This is a genomic window from Sulfurirhabdus autotrophica (genome assembly GCF_004346685.1).
In the GTDB taxonomy this organism is placed as follows: Bacteria; Pseudomonadota; Gammaproteobacteria; order Burkholderiales; family SMCO01; genus Sulfurirhabdus; species Sulfurirhabdus autotrophica.
The window spans coordinates 16,494-34,669 of sequence record NZ_SMCO01000007.1 but is presented as its reverse complement, the minus strand read 5'-3'; the positions used below and the strand labels follow the sequence as shown (position 1 = coordinate 34,669).

At 46.8% G+C, this 18,176-nt stretch carries 15 protein-coding genes; 5 read left to right on the top strand and 10 right to left on the bottom strand.

The window, feature by feature from the left end:
* Window positions 1–3: 3 nt before the first annotated feature.
* Window positions 4–933, top strand: coding sequence for a GGDEF domain-containing protein (locus tag EDC63_RS08790; RefSeq protein ID WP_132920917.1), 930 nt, complete (start codon window positions 4–6; stop codon window positions 931–933).
* Window positions 934–1,074: 141 nt separating this feature from the next.
* Window positions 1,075–1,827, top strand: a complete 753-nt coding sequence (locus EDC63_RS08785) for a tetratricopeptide repeat protein (protein ID WP_124945177.1) — start codon at window positions 1,075–1,077, stop codon at window positions 1,825–1,827.
* Between the two features lie 112 nt (window positions 1,828–1,939).
* On the opposite strand, the gene EDC63_RS08780 is transcribed toward EDC63_RS08785, so the two are convergent.
* The 4 genes from EDC63_RS08780 to EDC63_RS08765 form a co-directional block, all read right to left on the bottom strand.
* Complete coding sequence (locus EDC63_RS08780; RefSeq protein ID WP_124945176.1) at window positions 1,940–5,146, bottom strand: EAL domain-containing protein; 3,207 nt, start codon at window positions 5,144–5,146, stop codon at window positions 1,940–1,942.
* A 3-nt stretch (window positions 5,147–5,149) separates the two neighbouring features.
* Window positions 5,150–5,998 (bottom strand): phosphate/phosphite/phosphonate ABC transporter substrate-binding protein, encoded by an 849-nt coding sequence (locus EDC63_RS08775; protein WP_124945175.1) that lies wholly within the window; start codon window positions 5,996–5,998, stop codon window positions 5,150–5,152.
* A gap of 87 nt (window positions 5,999–6,085) precedes the next feature.
* Window positions 6,086–7,558, bottom strand: coding sequence for a 2Fe-2S iron-sulfur cluster-binding protein (locus EDC63_RS08770; protein WP_124945174.1), 1,473 nt, complete (start codon window positions 7,556–7,558; stop codon window positions 6,086–6,088).
* Between the two features lie 118 nt (window positions 7,559–7,676).
* Window positions 7,677–8,336, bottom strand: coding sequence for a HEAT repeat domain-containing protein (locus EDC63_RS08765; protein ID WP_223248161.1), 660 nt, complete (start codon window positions 8,334–8,336; stop codon window positions 7,677–7,679).
* A gap of 237 nt (window positions 8,337–8,573) precedes the next feature.
* Between EDC63_RS08765 and EDC63_RS08760 the strand changes: the two genes are divergently transcribed.
* A complete protein-coding gene (locus EDC63_RS08760) occupies window positions 8,574–8,837 on the top strand; it encodes a hypothetical protein (protein WP_124945173.1) in 264 nt (87 codons plus the stop codon).
* An 83-nt stretch (window positions 8,838–8,920) separates the two neighbouring features.
* On the opposite strand, the gene EDC63_RS08755 is transcribed toward EDC63_RS08760, so the two are convergent.
* The 3 genes from EDC63_RS08755 to EDC63_RS08745 all read right to left on the bottom strand — a co-directional run bounded on the left by EDC63_RS08755 (window position 8,921) and on the right by EDC63_RS08745 (window position 10,719).
* Window positions 8,921–9,124 carry a cold-shock protein gene (locus EDC63_RS08755; protein WP_124945172.1) on the bottom strand — a complete coding sequence of 68 codons (204 nt, stop codon included), beginning with the start codon at window positions 9,122–9,124 and terminating at the stop codon, window positions 8,921–8,923.
* A 219-nt stretch (window positions 9,125–9,343) separates the two neighbouring features.
* The gene (locus EDC63_RS08750) at window positions 9,344–10,258 is read right to left on the bottom strand and encodes a D-hexose-6-phosphate mutarotase (protein ID WP_124945171.1); all 915 of its coding nucleotides are present in this window, start codon (window positions 10,256–10,258) and stop codon (window positions 9,344–9,346) included.
* Between the two features lie 95 nt (window positions 10,259–10,353).
* Window positions 10,354–10,719 carry a TusE/DsrC/DsvC family sulfur relay protein gene (locus EDC63_RS08745; protein ID WP_165922953.1) on the bottom strand — a complete coding sequence of 122 codons (366 nt, stop codon included), beginning with the start codon at window positions 10,717–10,719 and terminating at the stop codon, window positions 10,354–10,356.
* A 191-nt stretch (window positions 10,720–10,910) separates the two neighbouring features.
* On the opposite strand from EDC63_RS08745, the gene EDC63_RS08740 reads away from it, so the two are divergent.
* Window positions 10,911–11,723: an NYN domain-containing protein gene (locus tag EDC63_RS08740; RefSeq protein WP_124945169.1), complete on the top strand. Its 813-nt coding sequence runs from the start codon at window positions 10,911–10,913 to the stop codon at window positions 11,721–11,723.
* A 23-nt stretch (window positions 11,724–11,746) separates the two neighbouring features.
* On the opposite strand, the gene EDC63_RS08735 is transcribed toward EDC63_RS08740, so the two are convergent.
* The 3 genes from EDC63_RS08735 to metH form a co-directional block, all read right to left on the bottom strand.
* Window positions 11,747–12,742 (bottom strand): serine/threonine protein kinase, encoded by a 996-nt coding sequence (locus EDC63_RS08735; protein ID WP_124945168.1) that lies wholly within the window; start codon window positions 12,740–12,742, stop codon window positions 11,747–11,749.
* 18 nt (window positions 12,743–12,760) lie between these two features.
* Window positions 12,761–13,870, bottom strand: coding sequence for a DUF1207 domain-containing protein (locus EDC63_RS08730; protein WP_124945167.1), 1,110 nt, complete (start codon window positions 13,868–13,870; stop codon window positions 12,761–12,763).
* Window positions 13,871–13,964: 94 nt separating this feature from the next.
* Window positions 13,965–17,663, bottom strand: coding sequence for a methionine synthase (metH, locus tag EDC63_RS08725; protein ID WP_124945166.1), 3,699 nt, complete (start codon window positions 17,661–17,663; stop codon window positions 13,965–13,967).
* Between the two features lie 94 nt (window positions 17,664–17,757).
* Here metH and EDC63_RS08720 point away from each other — a divergent pair, with 94 nt between their 5' ends.
* On the top strand, window positions 17,758–18,144 hold the full coding sequence (locus EDC63_RS08720; protein ID WP_124945165.1) for a rhodanese-like domain-containing protein: 387 nt from the start codon (window positions 17,758–17,760) through the stop codon (window positions 18,142–18,144).
* Window positions 18,145–18,176 lie beyond the last annotated feature (32 nt).

Below are 18,176 nucleotides of genomic sequence, written 5' to 3'. Positions count from 1 at the left end.
TTTATGGCCTCATCAAAACCTGTATCTGAACTTGCACGTGCAACGCTATTGCATTTAACCGAGTTAGGCTTAACCCCTACACCCGAAAATTATTCAATGCATTACTATAAAATATCTGGTGAAACACCCCCCGAAAAACTTAGCCAGGCAGACAATCCCTGTTTAGAAATTATGCTATTGGTGCGGACATCGCTGGATTCCATCACCCATACAACCGCAAACTGCGCCTCTGAAATAGGAAAACAGAATCAGGAAATACGTCATTCCATTGATGATTTAAGTGCCGCGCAAGAAAAACAGGAAATGTTGAAAATTCTTGCCAACATTGTTGAAAAAGCGAATGCGATATTTGGCACAGTAGAAAGCTCGCGAAATGAATTACTCGCCACAAAACTATCACTGGATAGTTTAAATGCAGAGCTTCAAGAAACGCGTCTTCAGTTGAACGAAGACCCCTTGACTGGCGCTCAGAATCGCCGTGCTATGGACAAGATACTAGCCCGTGAAGTCGCGCTTTCAATACGAACAGGCGCTCGCCTAAGCGTCACTATGATCGACATTGATCACTTTAAAAAAATTAACGACGACTATGGGCATGATGCGGGTGACAAGCTGCTGCTGCACTTAACCATGGTTGCCAAATCGGTTTTACGGGAGAGTGATGTGCTGGTTCGTTATGGCGGGGAGGAATTTTTGCTTATTCTGCCGGATTCAGATACTAAAGGGGCAGAATTTGTGCTCAACCGCTTGAAACAGGTTATCCAAAAATCTCCCTTAATTTATAACGACAAGTCAATCAAGATCACTTTTAGTGCCGGAATAGCCCAACTCAAACCAAATGAGAATGGCCACGCACTCACTTTAAGAGCAGACGCGGCCCTTTACGCTGCGAAAGATGCAGGAAGGAATTGTTTTAAATTGGCGGCTGAATAATCGAGATTAGAACCCATACCGAACGCCAATATAGCCGTAAATTTACGCCACTTGATCCTATCTATTACTGCAGCTGAAAATTGTACTTCAATCTCGCTAATTTTCATTAAAGTAATCTGAAAATAAGCCGCTAGTTGTTTCATGAAAAACAAACACACTAGTGCCGGGGCTATCGCCACGGCGCAAAAACTGGAATCGCAAGCTATCTCATCCTTCATTGATGAAGGAAATGCGCTCTATGATCTGGGAAAATATACAGAAGCACTGGATAGCTTTCTCAAAGCAAAAGACCTCTTTGGTAGTAATGCATCCAGCAAAGGAAAGCGCGCCGCAATTTGCCACTACAATATTGCCCGTGCCTATGATGCCCTCGACAAGATCGAAGACGCCATTGCTCATTACAATACCGCTATAGAAATTACGCCGCGTTTTCCCGAAGCACACAGTAATTTAGGCACCCTGTTGAATCAACAGGAAAAATTTACGGAAGCTTGCGAACATTTCAAAAAAGCCATTGCCGCCAACCCGCTGTTTCCCTCTCCTTTTTTTGGTTTGGGTGTCGCTTTACAAAACCAGGGTGACAACACTAATGCCGCTTTTGCCTACCAGAGAGGTCTCACGCTCAACCCGGATTTTTATCCTGGATGGGTTAATCTTGGCATCATTTGCCATGGCATAGGCAGCTTTGATGTGGCCGTCAATTGCTATACTGAAGCAATTGCCTTGTCTCCAGACAATCACGAGCTTTATTTCAATATCGGTTTAGCTTATATGGGTGCAGAACTATTAAAAGAGGCTATCGCTTCTTTTAGCAAAGCAATCGAATTGCGGCCTGATTACGACATAGCCCGGGATGCTTTACAAGAGGCCATATACTTCAGCTTACCTTCCTGAACTTAGGAAGTTGCAACGACTCTGCCATAATTTATCCATCAGCAAAATCATTGGAAATAACACCAGCCATCAGTCCACTGCTTATCTCATAAACATCTGAACTCAAACCTTACTAAAGCGTCCTAGTGACAGCTAATTGTATGGTTTCCAGTTTTTTCACCATCTGATCTTTTAATAATAAAAGCTCCTTGGCCAAGTCTCTGGGTTTTTCACTTTCGCTTTCATGATTCAGACGAACAATTTCAGCCCCAATTGCATGCACCCTGGTATGGAGTGCTTCAAGTTCCGAGAATTCAGTCAAGTGGCCATATCTTTCCTTTCCTTGCCGGTCATACCATTGCCCAAAACGACACACATGCTGATCTGCGATTTCCCCTTCCATTAACAATAGCGGCAGGTCTTCCACCGACATTACGACCTGGTCAATCCACTTGATGTGCTCATATTGCGCCACTATCAGTGGAAAATCAGACAGCTCCCAACTGATATCCGCCCATTGTGCCCAGCTGGGGTCCGGCTTATATTGCTCAACCCAATTCAGAACTTCTGCTGGCGGCATTGGCCGGGCTATACCGTACCCTTGTGCCTCATCACACCCTAACCGCAACAGCAATACACCGTGCTCGACTGTTTCAACCCCTTCAGCAATGACCCCTCGATTAAACACTTTGGACAAACTGATGACCGCTTCCACCAAAGCAAGATCTTCCTGATCATCCAGCATGTCTCGAACAAAAGATTGATCGATTTTAATGATATTTGCCGGGAGTCGTTTCAGATAAGTCAAGGAAGAATAACCCGTGCCAAAGTCATCCAGCGCGAAATTTACCCCCATTTTCTGGCACTCAGTGATAACAGAATGCACATGCTGGATATCACCCAACGCTGCGGATTCCAGAATTTCCAATTCCAGATATTGTGGTGGCACTTCAGGGTAAAGTGACAAAGCTTTCTCTATCAGACTGACAAAATCAGGTCGTTGAAAATGCCGCGCAGCGATATTCACACTTACTGGCCAAACCTCTCCCTGACGCAACCATTCCTGCATCTGCCGCATGGCTTCATGCAGCACCCATTCACCTATTTGCACAATCATGTCAGATTGTTCTGCCAAAGGTAAAAACGCCATTGGCCCGATCAATCCGCGATCCGGGTGGTGCCAGCGCAACAACGCCTCCATGCCAACTACCCGCCCAGTACGCATGTTGACTTTAGGCTGATAAAACAACCGCAGTTCATTGCGGTGCAATGCCTGACGGATCTTGTCCAGCTCCTGATTACGGGTTTGCTGCTGCATATCCTGGTCGGCATCAAACAATTGAAATCGATTTCGACCAGCCTGCTTGGCTTGATACATTGCCTGATCTGCGTGTCGCAACAACGTATCAGAATCCGCATCATCCAGCGGATAAACAGCCACACCAATGCTGGCAGAAATTTTTACGGGTTCTTCGTTGATCAGATACGGCTCAGAAACGGCGGTTAAAACACGCTCCAGCGCCGCTTCCATTGCATCCATATCGTTCAGGTCGCTAATCAGCAATACGAATTCGTCCCCACCCAGACGAGCCACAGTATCCCCACCTCGAACTGCCTTCTCAAGTCGTTCTGCCACTTCGATCAATAGACGGTCCCCCTGCTCGTGACCGTGACGATCATTCACCGGTTTAAATTCATCCAGATCCAGCAGACACACTGCCAGCAACCGATTTTGCCGGTGTGCATTGGAAAGGGCGCGTATCAACCGGTCCGCAAGCAATACCCGATTGGGCAGGCTGGTCAAAGTATCATGGCCAGCCTGCCAAGTAATTTGCTCTAACAGTTGCCGTTTTTCGCTGACATCATGAAATACCAGTACACAGCCCAGAATATTACCTTTGCGGTCTCGAATCGGCGCTGCCGAATTCTCAATGGCTATTTCCTCGCCATTTCTTGCCTGCAGCATAATATTTCTTGCGCTCACGGCCTTGCCTTCAACAATGATCTGTTGCATTAAACTTGCCACGGGTGTTTTCGTTGTTTCGTTAACAATAGGGAATACGGCTTCCAGCAACTGCCCCTTCGCTTCAGCAGCCTTCCACCCTGTCAGCTTCTCAGCGGCCGGATTGATTGCTTCTACCCGCCCCTTTGTATCAGTCGAAATGACCGCATCACCTATAGAGGAGAAAGTAATCTCGGCACGTTCCTTTTCCGCAAACAGCAGCGACTCCGCCTGCTTACGTTCAGTTATATCTACTATGGCACCGATAATGCCCGCAAGACTGCCGTCTATATTGGTAAAAGTGGCTTTATAGTAAATCGTATCCCGCCATTCGCCACCGCTTACAGGAATTGAAATCTCATAAATTTGCTTGCCTGGCTGTTCCATTAATGCCAGATCCTTCTCCCGATGCGCTTTTGCAATATCAGGCGAATCCGGGTACAAATCCACCAAACGCTTATTCAGCAGACTTTTTCCAGAAATTCCGAACAGTTTTTCCCATGCTGCATTGAAGCTTAGATAGCGTTCATCCACATCTTTTACAAAAATAGGTATTGGCAATACGGCCAACAGTTGCTGCATAAAATGCAACTGCTCCTGCAATGCATGATGGCTTTCCTGCTTCGACTGCAGCAACTGCTCTACTTCTTCTGCCATATCGTTAAATGCGGTTACGGCAGCATTGATTTCAGCAGCGCCACGCACCTGCACACGTACCTTCCGATCTCCACGCTTGAAGCGATCTGCAGCAGATGATAACTGTCGCAGAGTAGCCAAATTGCCATGTAACACGAGGCTAATCAGAATAAAAATACAAATAATTACCACGAAAATAGTCTTTACCTGACTGGTAAAGCGAGTCCATATTTTATTGATCGCTGGAACAGGGGTAGTATCAAGCTGCAGCTCACCGTAATTCTCACTGCCGTATGTTATTGGGGAAGCAGAAGTTACAGGGGCAATGCCGACAAACCGAACAAACCAGGCGGGGGCTTCCAGCGGAGTCGGCGTGGGGTCATTAAGTATGAGCGTATTATTGAGATAATGCCACCGAATGGAATCAAGATTGACGCGCGCTTTGGTTTGCAGGCTCAATGTTTGTTTTATTGCGGCATAGTCCCCAATAATGGATTGTTCGACCAGTAGCGGCGTTAAATACAGGTGCAACTCACTTAACTCGTCCTGGTAATTGGATATTGCAGCTTCCCTTTCTTCTGCAACCAAATAGTAAGACCGCACACTTCCCGCAGAAACAAGAATCAAAGCAATGGGCAACAACAAACGAACGCGCAATCCCATTCTGCGCCAATATTGTTTGACTCCGGCCTTCAAGCGCATCAGTTATTCTCGGACCAGTGTGTGTTGATAAAAGTGACGATAATTATCGTAATCCTTGTTTTCTGCCGATACAAAGCCAAGCGTTTGCTCGCTTTGCAGCATATCAGACGCAGTTTGAAGAATTTTCTTTCCTTCGGTATCCTTTGCCATCAGTATCAACGCCTGCCGCACTTTTTCGACCTTATCATGCGAAATGCGGGGGTTAGCCATTACTGGCAAATTAAGATAGGCCTCAGACGTATACAAGATTCGATACTTGATTTTTTCACGCCTCGCATAGTTTTCCATGACCTGACTATTCACGCCGGCTGCAGCGACAGCCCCCATCATCAGGCGCGCCATGGATGATTCCTGATTACCTGTGAAAACAGGTTTAACGTGTATACCTGCCCTTAATAATCCATCCATCGGCACCCAATAGCCCGTAAAGCCATCAGGTGTTGGAAATGCCACTTCCTTGCCTTCAAGATCTGCAAGGGCTTTGATCGAGGAAGCTTCCAGGGTTACAACCTGCCCCATGATGCCCTGAGTATTAAGGCGCGCGATCACCTTATAACCCAATTTATTCCGATCGGGCGTAAAAAGATGGTTGGTATAGACGAAATCAAACTCACCGTTTACGGTCATTTTCGTTGTTTCAGCCGCCGTCTTACCCATTTTCAAGGACAAGGGCACACCGCTTTTCTCACTTACATAATGTAAAATTGGATTCCATAATTGTGCAGTAAGAATGACGGACCGGTGATTGAGAACGCCAAACTGCAATGTATCCGAGGCTAATGTCTGCAAGGGGAAAGCCCCAAAAACAATGAACACAAACATACAAATGTGAGACACTGCGCGAAGAATCATCGTTGCTCCAATTGTGTCAATATTTGGCAATCACATAACATGAAATTGCGGACAACAATGCCCTGGCAAGACAAAATGCTCGCTAAGCTATACAACGGCACAAAGCAGCTGATCTTTAGGTATTCCTTGTTCTTGCAGCCATTCTCTCACTTGGCTCACAAACACTTCAGGTCCGGCTAAATAAACATCAAACGCAGATAAATCCGGATGATCATGCCCTATTTTTTCCAGCATCTCACTGATACTCTCATCACTTAATGCATCTGCTGATACTTCTGTGTAATGAAAATTGTCCAGTGCATCCGCCCAGGAACGGCAAATATTGGACTGATAGTGGCCTCCGGTAAAAGTAGCCATCCGATATAAATAGATATCTTCTACTGTATCGATCGCCATAGTGTGTTCAATTAAACTTTTTATCGGTGCAAAACCACTATTGCAGGCAATCAGCAATGGAGAACGAAGTGATTCGTCGTGCATGACAAAGTCACCAAAAGGGCCTTCTACTGTAACAGTATCGCCACTTTTAAGCCCTTTAAAAACCCGCTGAGCGAATGCATCATGGGGCAAATTGCGAATGTGAAATTCCAGATTTCTGTCATCACAGGGGCAACTTGCCACTGAATAGGCCTCTCCCCCGATTTCACCGACACTGAGTTTCACGCTTTGCCCTGCCAAAAATCGCAAGCGGTTAGTCCGAGGCGTTTGCACTCGCAATCGCATAACTTTATCCGTCAACGGTTCGAGCAGTTTCACTCTGGCCTGTATTTCCTGAACAGGAATATCACCCGGACGCGATGCTTCCAATGCTTCGACTATGAGATCAGTGACCGCAGTATGGGAGCACATCAGTGCATATCCCATATTTTTTTCCGCTTCACTCAGCACATAATCATGATGACGCACTTTCTTGGATTGCCCGGAAACAATTCTGGCCTTGCATAAGCCACAGTTTCCGCTGCTACAGCCATAGTTGAGCGCCAATCCTGAGCGCAGAGCGGCTTCCAGTATGGTATCTGCACCATCAACAAAGAACTCATGCCGGCTGGGTTGTAAAATAACATGCGCAGAAACAACGCGAAGGTAGTCATCCATCACATCTAGCGTATCGGGCGCTTTAGTATCCAAAACTTCCTCCAGTTGTTGATTCAGCCAACCTGAAAGCTCTTCAAACTCAGACGGTGTATCCGGAGCACCAGTCTCCAGAATGACTCGCAAACGATCTTGTGTACGAACAACAATCGAATGATATTGCTGCAAATGGGTTCGCACATCGGCCAGCTCTCTACTTTGTTCATAAAGCCGGGCGGCGAGCACTTCTTTATTTGGTAATGCACGTTCGCGGACACGCTTGGCGAATGCCTCTTCCTTAATTTGCTCGAGACGTTCAATAACCAGATCTTCTTCAAACTTGGTGTCGGGATAGGCGAGCAGCAAATCCTTTGTGGCTACCATCCCGTCAAATGATGGCAAACCGCCATCCTGAATTCTTTTTTGCAGCGCCCCGCGAGAAACACCTAGAAGACGCGCGGCTCTGGACAATGGCAATAACTGTGACATACCCCTCCTTGATTACAAGGCAGCTTGCATAAGCAGCTGTAGAGTGCTTAATTGTTATTATGTTTTAACCAACAGGTAAAATCTTAGGATGAATCAGCCCATTAAACAAGAGTAACCGTCAATTACCCTGTTTTCCCCTCTCTTCCAAAGCTTCCTGAGCCGTTTCCCGAACCTCAGCATCATCATCATTCAATGCTTTTCTTAAGTACGGGATAACCTCGTTGCTGCCAATTAAAGTAAGAAAATGACAAGCGTCGGCCCGGTTTAATCGGCTTGGATTTTGCAGCATTTCACCCAGACCAGGGATCATGCATTCGGTTAATCCTGTGCCTTGAAACTCTTCAAGCACTGCCCCGATTCCAATACGCACAGCCATACTGGCATTTTCATCCAGTAATAAATCAACCAGCAGTTTCGCGTATTGGGAATTTTGCTTGATCATGCGTTCAACCTTGTCCCGCTTACCTGATTTCAGCATTTCGTAGAAATACGTTTTTGTGCCCAAATCACTGCCGCCAAAATCTACCCAACGACGGAGTTCCCCCAGAGAAAGCAGCCCTTCCAGTTCATATTCTCCAATTCGCACCCAAGGCACGGTTTTTACATTGAGTGTTTTTGCCAGTTCCGGTTCTACGCCAATATTAACGATCTGAAGCTGACCAATTTCGCCGTTTTTTACCATCAGGCAAAGATGATTCAACACGGATGGGCAATGAGGGCATCCTTCTGCCAGCATCAGCAATATTTTCGGGAGTGCGGATTGTTGAGTTGTTTCCACTTTGATTTTCCTGAATTAGCTATTAAAACTTCAGGCAGACTGGATCCATGCAAGGCATTTTTGCAAACTGTTTGCTCTTGCCGTCGCAACCTCATAGATCCCTGCTTTATTACACCGTATAATTATTGGACTTTCACGCCAGGAACTCAATGTAATAAATGAAAGTTGCCAGATCACGTCAGTTCCTTCATATTAACAACTTCATTGTCACTCAGAATTGCACTCAGGATTTAACATATGTCGCTCAATCTCAAAAACGAAGAAATCGCCATGCTGCGTGGTGAACTGGAAATGCTGATGCGAGAACGTCAGGCACTATTGCGTATTGCCGGCTCCGCTGCAGTGTTTATTGCTGAACTAGACCCGGAAGTACTGCCGGAAGAAACCTACGAAGCCGCAGAAATGCTGGCCGAATGTTTGAATGAAGCGTCAGAAGAAACCATTAATGATGCGTTAAGTGTGATGAAAGCTGCAATCACAACTGAACAACCTGCGCTATAAATCGCTTAAGTTTTTTTGGCAACATCAACCAAATAAAAAAGCCACCGCATTCGCGGTGGCTTTCAAAGTGTTCCTAGCGTTGCTTAAGGCGCTTGGATGTTTGAAGCTTGCTTGCCCTTAGGACCTTGCGTAACTTCAAAACTTACTTTCTGGCCTTCTTTCAGGGTCTTGAAACCACCCATCTGAATTGCGGAGAAGTGTGCGAACAGATCTTCACCACCATCATCAGGGGTAATGAATCCAAAACCCTTAGAATCGTTAAACCACTTAACTGTGCCCATTGCCATTGTGTAACCCTCAAGATTGAAAATCGGGAAAATCCCGTAAAATGTTTAAATCTCAAGGCTGCGAAAGGCTAAAACCAATACTACATAGAACTTGAAACCAAACATCAAATGGCTTTTTACGCTTATTAGCCTGTTAAGTCAACTATTATTTACCTACCTGCAGCCCTTTATCTTGGCCTCAACGTACGTATAAACAAGGATTCAACCTATTCAATTTAATCAGTCCAAAGATTCTGTACTGATGACAGCCAGCATACTATGGCGCTCACCAGGCGCTAGCGTCACGACATTTTCAAGTGCATTCGCCGTTTCTACACAGACCATTTCTCGGTGTCCTTCAGGACCAAAATCACCCATTTTGTCCGCTTTTTCAGTCCATGGATTCCAGACTACTGTGGAACGACTACCCTTTTTAGCAATACGAATTCTGCGCTTGAATCCGCGATCTTCAATCAAACAATCTGCCTCCGTATTCAGATAAACACGGTCTACTTCGCTTTCAATCTGTATCGCGCCTTCTTGATGTTTGCTGGCAAAATCTGCTACTTTATCCAGGTAGTCAGTCTTTTCCAGTCCAAGAATCGCCATATCAGCCACATCGCTGATGTTAAAATAGGTATGAAGCGCCTCGCCAATCACCAAAGGCGTACTACCATTATTGCTTGTCACCAACTCAACGCTCAGTGCCTTGCCAATTGTCACAATCAGCAGAACAGGAGAGGCATGTGGCCATTGCGCACGGGTCGTTTCTGTTTCCGCCAAGCCAAATTTAATTTGCGTATCACCCTCATTTACAGCAGCCGTTTCCAGCACATCCCACATTACCGTTCGCGCATATCCATGGGCAGGGTAGCTCGCTTCTGAAGGGTGCGGTCCAAACCATGGCCAGCATACCGGCACACCGCCTCGAATGGATTTACCTGGCGCAAATTTGGCAAATTTCGATAGCCACAATACAGGCTCCTGACCACGCGGCTGATAGGTCATGACATGCGCGCCTTGCAACGCGATAACAGCTTCCGCATGCGCATTGGCAATCTCGGCAACAATCAAACCTCCAGGGCCTTCCTTGAATACCAATTGACCAGATATGGAAAAGCGTTGATTGAGTGCGTTTAGATCAGCGGGTTGCATGAAAGACTCCTGGATAGTTAATGGCGTATTGTCGCCGAAAACTATCCAGTCGCCTAGAGCAGTTTGTTACTATGTGTACCAGAAAATCAGTGAACTCACTCAACGCTGCCGAATGAATTATCTTTACTGTACGGAGGAGGGGGCAAACCAGCGAGTCGGCTCCCCTGATTGATTGGCCCTGCGGGAAATAGTTGAAATAGATATTTTCTGCCGCCACGCGCACCAAAAGGTTCCTCCAGCGCTCTCAGCATTTTGGTGCCGGTCATATCGTGTCCATGTAATCGATAGTGGTCGCGTAGCAGGTGAAGTACTTCCAGATGTTCAGCAGTCAGTTTGATGTCCTCCTTGGCAGCCAGTTTTGCGGCAATGTCGTCAGACCAATCCGGAAGATCATCCATACGCAATTCAGGATCATAATGAAGTACCTCTTCATTGGCCGTCATTTTATTGATATCCAGCATTTTCTTCTCCTCTCCTACATTGAAAAAAGCGAAACATGTTTTTACCTGTATTACCATTCGCCATACCAAGCAAAATTAAAGCTCATATATACTTAATAGGTCAGGTTGGCCTAACATTCAAGTCTGGTCTTCAAGTCCGAGGTTTGGTTTTTTTTGGACATTTCCTTCAATTCACCACCATGGGAGACAAAATGGCAGAACTAAATGAAACCAACAACATGGCCCTGTTTTGCGATTTCGAAAACGTAGCGCTGGGTGTTCGGGATGCAAAATACGCCCAGTTCGACATCAAAAAAGTACTTGAGCGACTGTTATTAAAAGGCAGTATTGTCGTCAAAAAAGCGTATTGCGACTGGGATCGTTACAAGGATTTCAAAGCGCCTATGCACGAGGCTTCTTTTGAACTGATTGAAATCCCCCATGTTCGTCAATCAGGAAAAAATTCTGCCGATATTCGCCTGGTGGTTGATGCGCTGGACTTATGTTACACAAAGTCCCATGTGAAAACTTTCGTCATTATCAGCGGTGACTCGGACTTCTCGCCACTAGTCAGCAAACTGCGGGAAAACAATAAAATCGTGATCGGGGTTGGTGTCAAAAATTCTACTTCAGACCTGCTAATTGCTAACTGTGACGAATTCATCTTCTACGATGATCTGGTTCGCGAACAGGAAGCAAAAAAACAAACTCAAAAGAAAGCGGCGGCCAAACCCGCAACTGCGGTTAAAAACGTAAAGAAAGTGGAAGAAAAAAAGCAGGAAGCCATCGATCTTATTACAGAAACTATTTCAGCCCTGACTGCAGAGCGAAATGAGGGTGAAAAAATCTGGGGTTCCATGATCAAACAGGCACTAAAACGACGCCAGCCGGGATTTAGCGAATCCTACTATGGTTTCAGTTCTTTCAATAAACTGCTGGAAGAGGCTCAGGCCCGGCAGTTTTTAGAGCTTGAACGGGAAGAAAAATCCGGGCAATACATTGTGCGCCTGTCAGAACAAGCATAACTAGGACTGACTTCGGTAAAAAATCAGTAGTGACTCTTCAATACCAAAGGCGGCTCATCCAGCAGAGCCGCCTGTTCACGCAGGCCCAGTATCTGATCCTGCCAGTAATGTTGTGTATTAAACCAAGGGAAAGCCACCGGAAAGGCTGGGTCTTCCCATCTTTTAGCCAACCAGCCTGAATAATGGATCATGCGCAGGGTGCGCAGCGCTTCCAGCAGGTGCAGCTCTGCCGGATTAAAATCACAAAATTCTTTATACCCTTCCATAACGTGCAACAGTTGGGCATTCTGGCTGGCTCTGTCGCCTGAAAGCAGCATCCAGATATCCTGTATGGCTGGACCCATGCGGCTATCGTCAAAATCCACAAAATGCGGGCCCGCATCCGTCCATAAAATATTGCCGGGGTGGCAGTCACAATGCAAACGAATATTCTCAATCTTGCCAGCCCTGGCATAGGCGGCGCGAACGCGCTGAAGAATATCTTCCACGACGCTACGGTATGCCGGCTCCAAATCCATCGGAATAAATTGATTTTTCAGCAGAAACCGCAAGGGCTCATCGCCGTAGCTTCCAATATCCAGCGCAGGGCGATGCACAAACGGCGAAATCGCTCCCACGGCATGTATACGCGCAATAAAGCGCCCCATCCATTTCAAGGTATCGGGATGATCCAGTTCCGGAGCCCTACCCGGCCTGCGCGGGTACAATGCAAACCGAAATCCCTCAAACTGATGCAGCGTGTTTCCATTTGCATCCACAAGTGGCGCTACAACGGGAATTTCGCGCTCAGCCAGTTCTAATGTGAAAGCATGGTCTTCAATAATCGCTTCGTCAGACCAGCGACCAATGCGATAAAACTTGGCCACAACGGGTTCGCTCTCGTCAATTCCAATCTGATAGACACGGTTTTCGAAGCTGTTCAAGGCAAGCAGCCTTCCGTCGCATCGGTAGCCCACACTTTCCACCGCATCCAGCAGACGGTCCGGAGTTAAATCCTGATACGTAACTTCAGTACTCAAAACGGTTGCTCAACATAGTTAGAAGCCAAAATACATTCCCAGTCCATAATAATTGATGCGCTCGTTATAAAACTGCCCATGGGGCGCGTAACCACTGAATACTTCTGCCATCAGGCGCATGCGGCGACCGCCTGGATCTGGCTGTCCAACCTCGAATCCTGCTTTGAGACTGGTATCAATTGACCAGCCATGCTCCTGAAAGCTTTTGAGATCCAGACCAGCCACAAAACGGCCAATGCCCCAGTAGTTTGTAGAGCCGATATATTCTCCTCCGCCATGCAAACTGATCCGATCCAGATTCGCAGGCTCCCGGTGCAGCAGATATTCGCCACCAAAATAGGCCCGCCAGTTATCCCATTTCTTTGAGGTGATGACTTCCACGGCTTCGTAACTCAGATTAACCCGTTCAGGTTTCACACGCAGAAGATATTCATCACCTAGATGAGAACTTTGGTGGTAAAGGCGAACTCTTGCAGAATAATCGCCTCGACGATACGTTATGGGCAACCCGATGATGTAATCCGCGTTAACGAGATCGCTGGATGGTGCATCCAGATCGAACTGGGCGAACAACCCACCAGACAAGCTTATTTGCAAACCATCACCCGGTTTTTCACCTTGCAACCGGTAAAAACCAAAACTCTCGCCAAATCCAACTGCTCCGGTATTAATGGTCGTTCCGGAAATGTCATAACGTCGATAGCTGACAAAAAACTGAGGTTGTTTAGGGTCGGCAATGAGCGGGCGAAAGAGATCGCCTGTTGGCAAAGGAACCTTGCTCTGCGTGACTGCAAGCGCTTTATACAATCTCTTGGTCTTTACAGGCATTTGGGCTTCTGGCTTGTCATTTACAAAATTCAGCCCCTGCAACCCATCAATGTCGCGTAACTCTTCTCTGGCCTGGGCTTGTCTGGCTGAACTTCCCTCGGGTAGCGTCAGTGTTGCAGTTCCCTGCTGCACATCCAGGGCGTAACTACCTCGCTCCCAGTTCAACGACCGCTCCAGAATGGATGTCAGATATCCTTTCAAATAGTCATCAGATATTTGCGCTGCTTGCGCCGTGCCTTGCAAGGCAAGTACTAAAAAAAACAGCCTAATAATACCGGCCAACTGATTGCGCTTAACCATGCTGACATTCCCGACAAACGATACTAGTTATCTTCTGTTTTAACCCTGTGGTGCTTTCCAGTTCCAATGGATAGTGCCACAGGGTTAGTTGGCTTTAGTTTGTGTCATACCCCAGATTGGGAGCCAGCCAGCGCTCTGCTGTTTCCAGATCCCACCCTTTACGTTTGGCGTAGTCTTCTACCTGATCCTTTTCAACTTTAGCCACCGCGAAATAGCTGGATTCAGGATGTGAAAAATAGAAGCCACTCACTGCAGCAGTGGGCAGCATGGCAAAACTTTCCGTTATGGTGATGCCCGCATTTTCCGGTGCCTGCAACAAATCAAACAACGGGCCTTTTTCTGTATGATCAGGACAGGCCGGGTAGCCGGGAGCAGGGCGAATTCCACGGTATTTTTCTTCGATCAGATCTTCGTTGCTCAGATGCTCATCTTTCGCATAACCCCAGAATTCACGGCGGACACGTTCATGCATCAATTCAGCAAAAGCTTCCGCTAACCGATCTGCAAGGGCTTTCAGCATAATGGCGTTATAGTCATCATGATTTTTTTCAAATTCAGCCACGCGCGCATCAATACCAATACCCGTGGTCACGGCAAAGGCGCCAACATAATCTTTTATACCGGTTTCTTTTGGCGCGACAATGTCCGCCAGACACATGTTCGGGCGGCCAGGTGGTTTTTCCATTTGCTGACGCAAGCTGTGGTACGTCATTTTTACCTGACTACGCGTTTCATCTTCATATATTTCAATATCGTCACCAACCCGATTGGCCGGGAACAAACCAATCACACCACTGGCTTGCAACCACTTTTCTTCAACAATGCTTTTCAGCATGGCTTTGGCATCTGCGAATAACTTGGTTGCCTCAACGCCAACCACTTCATCCTGAAGAATTTTGGGGTATCTTCCATGAAGTTCCCACGCCTGAAAGAATGGTGTCCAATCAATGTGTTTGGCAATTTCAGCCAGTGAGTAATCCTTGAATACTTTCAGACCAATAAAAGCAGGTACCGGAGGTGTATAGCTTGCCCAGTCTGTCTTTAATGCATTTGCACGTGCTTCTGCCAGAGTGAATCTTTTTGAAGCAGATTTTTTGTTCTTATGTCTGTCACGGACTTGCGTATAGTCCTGTTTAACACTTTCAATATAGTCAACACGCAACTCAGGGCTAAGTAAGTTAGTACACACACCCACAGAACGCGAGGCATCCTTCACATAGATTGTTGGTCCGCTATAGTTAGGTTCGATTTTTACTGCCGTATGGGCGAGTGAAGTGGTGGCACCACCAATCAGCAGTGGCAACTTCATCCCTAACCGCTCCATTTCCTTGGCAACATGGGCCATTTCTTCCAGCGAAGGCGTAATCAGCCCAGACAGCCCGATAATATCGGCTTTTTCATCAATCGCAGTTTGCAAAATTTTAGCCGCCGGCACCATGACACCGAGATCCACCACATCATAGTTATTACATTGCAGCACGACCCCTACAATATTTTTACCGATATCATGCACATCACCCTTAACCGTGGCCATGATGATCTTGCCCTTGGCCTTGATAGCTTCGCCGCTACGAAGTTTTTCTTCTTCGATATACGGCACCAGATGAGCCACGGCTTGCTTCATGACGCGAGCAGACTTCACCACTTGGGGCAGGAACATCTTGCCGGCTCCGAATAAATCCCCCACCACATTCATGCCATCCATCAATGGGCCTTCAATCACATGGATGGGGCGTTCGGCTTTTTGCCGCGCCTCTTCGGTATCTTCAATGATGTAGGTAGTGATTCCCCTGACTAACGAATGGGTTAAGCGAGCGCCCACATCAGTTTCGCGCCATGACAGGTCTTCTATCTGTTCTTTTGTCTGACCTTTAAAAGATTCAGCAAATTCGACCAGACGTTCGGTTGAATCCGGCCGCCGATTCAGCAATACGTCTTCCACCAGCGCCAGCAAATCTTTGGGGATATCTTCATAAACACCCAATTGGCCTGCATTCACGATTCCCATATCCATACCCGCCTCAATGGCGTGATAAAGAAAAGCGGTATGAATAGCCTCACGTACCGGTTCATTACCCCGGAAGGAGAAAGACACATTGGAAACACCCCCGCTTACCTTGACAAATGGCAAGGTTTGCTTGATGGCGCGTGTACCTTCAATGAAGTCAACTGCGTAATTGTTATGTTCCTCGATACCTGTCGCCACTGCAAAAATATTCGGATCGAAAATAATGTCTTCCGGGGGAAAATCCAGCTGCTCGGTCAGAATTTTGTAAGCACGGGTACAAATTTCCACTTTACGCTCTTTGGTATCCGCCTGACCCTGCTCATCGAAAGCCATGACTATGGCCGCAGCGCCATAGCGACGAACCAGTTTCGCCTTCTCGATAAAGTCTGCCTCACCCTCTTTCATACTGATAGAGTTGACGATGCCTTTACCTTGAATGCACTTCAAACCTGCTTCAATAACAGACCATTTGCTTGAATCAATCATGATCGGCACTTTGGAGATATCCGGCTCGGACGCGATCAGGCTAAGGAATTTCACCATTGCCGCTTCAGAATCGAGCATGGCTTCATCCATGTTGATGTCGATAATCTGCGCGCCGTTTTCTACCTGCTGACGGGCAACATCCAGGGCTTTATCGTATTCGCCATTTATAATCAGACGTGCGAACATTTTCGAACCGGTCACATTGGTACGTTCCCCCACGTTGACAAATAGTGAGTCCTCACCAATATTAAACGGTTCAAGTCCGGCCAAACGGCATTTCTTTTCAATTGCGGGGATCTGACGCGGAGGGTAAGCGCTAACTGCCTCTGCAATCGCTTTAATATGAGCAGGTGAAGTGCCGCAACAGCCTCCGATAATGTTCAGCATGCCGGCGGCTGCCCAATCACCTATTTCAGCTGCCATTGCTTCCGGTGTTTCATCGTACTCACCAAACTGGTTAGGCAAACCTGCATTAGGGTGAGCACTTACATACACATCAGCCTTGTTAGATAGTTCTTCTACATACTGACGCAATTCATTTGCTCCCAACGCGCAATTCAACCCTATTGAGAGTGGCCGCACATGTGAGAGGGAATTCCAGAAGGCTTCTGTAGTCTGACCTGAAAGGGTCCTTCCAGAGGCATCCGTGATCGTGCCGGAAATCATGATCGGCATACGAAAACCATGATCATCGAAATATTTTTCAATGGCAAACAATGCGGCTTTTGCATTCAACGTATCGAAAATGGTTTCAACCATCAGAATGTCTGCGCCACCGTCAAGCAGACCTTTTATTGCTTCAGTGTAAGCCACCACTAACTGATCAAAATTCACATTGCGAAAACCCGGATCATTTACATCGGGTGAAATGCTGGCCGTACGATTGGTCGGACCTAATACACCCGCCACAAAACGAGGCTTATTCGGCTCTTTTGCCTCAAACTCATCCGCCACCTCACGTGCCAGTCTGGCCGCTTCTACGTTTAGCTCATAGACCAGATCTTCCATGTGGTAATCCGCCATGGCAATGGAGGTGGCATTGAACGTATTCGTTTCCAGAATATCGGCACCTGCCTCCAGATAGGCGGCATGAATAGCCCGAATGATTTGCGGTTGGGTCAGCACCAGCAAATCATTGTTACCCTTCAAGTCATGAGCAAAGTCAGCAAAACGCTCGCCTCGATAGTCGGCTTCTTCCAGTTTATATCGCTGAATCATGGTACCCATGGCGCCATCCAGGATCAGGATGCGTTTTTTTAACAGGTTTTCGATCAAATCAGTACGATTATTTGTTTTCATTTCAATGTATTCTTGATATCAATAAATTTGGCATATAATAACATGATAAGACACTACCTTTTCTACACACGGCCAGCAGCTGACTGGAGTGATTATGCAGCATCTGACACCTAAGCAGGCTTTCGAACTACTTCAGTCTAAACCTGAAGCAGTGTTTATTGATGTCCGCAGCGAAATGGAATACCTGTTCGTCGGACACCCGGAAGGATCCATCCTCATTCCATGGGTTGATGCGCCAGACTGGGAAATCAATCCTCACTTTGTTTCCCATGTAAAAACCGCGGCCAGCATTAATCGGCCTGTCGTTCTCATTTGTCGATCCGGACGTCGATCAATTGATGCAGGTGAAGCACTTGAAAAAGCCGGGTTGAAAGAAGTATATAATGTGCTCCATGGCTTTGAAGGTGATCTGAATGAACAACACCACCGCAATTTGACCAACGGCTGGCGTCACGACAATCTCCCATGGGGACAAACTTGATCAATGTGATTAATAACGCGCTAAAGGCTAAT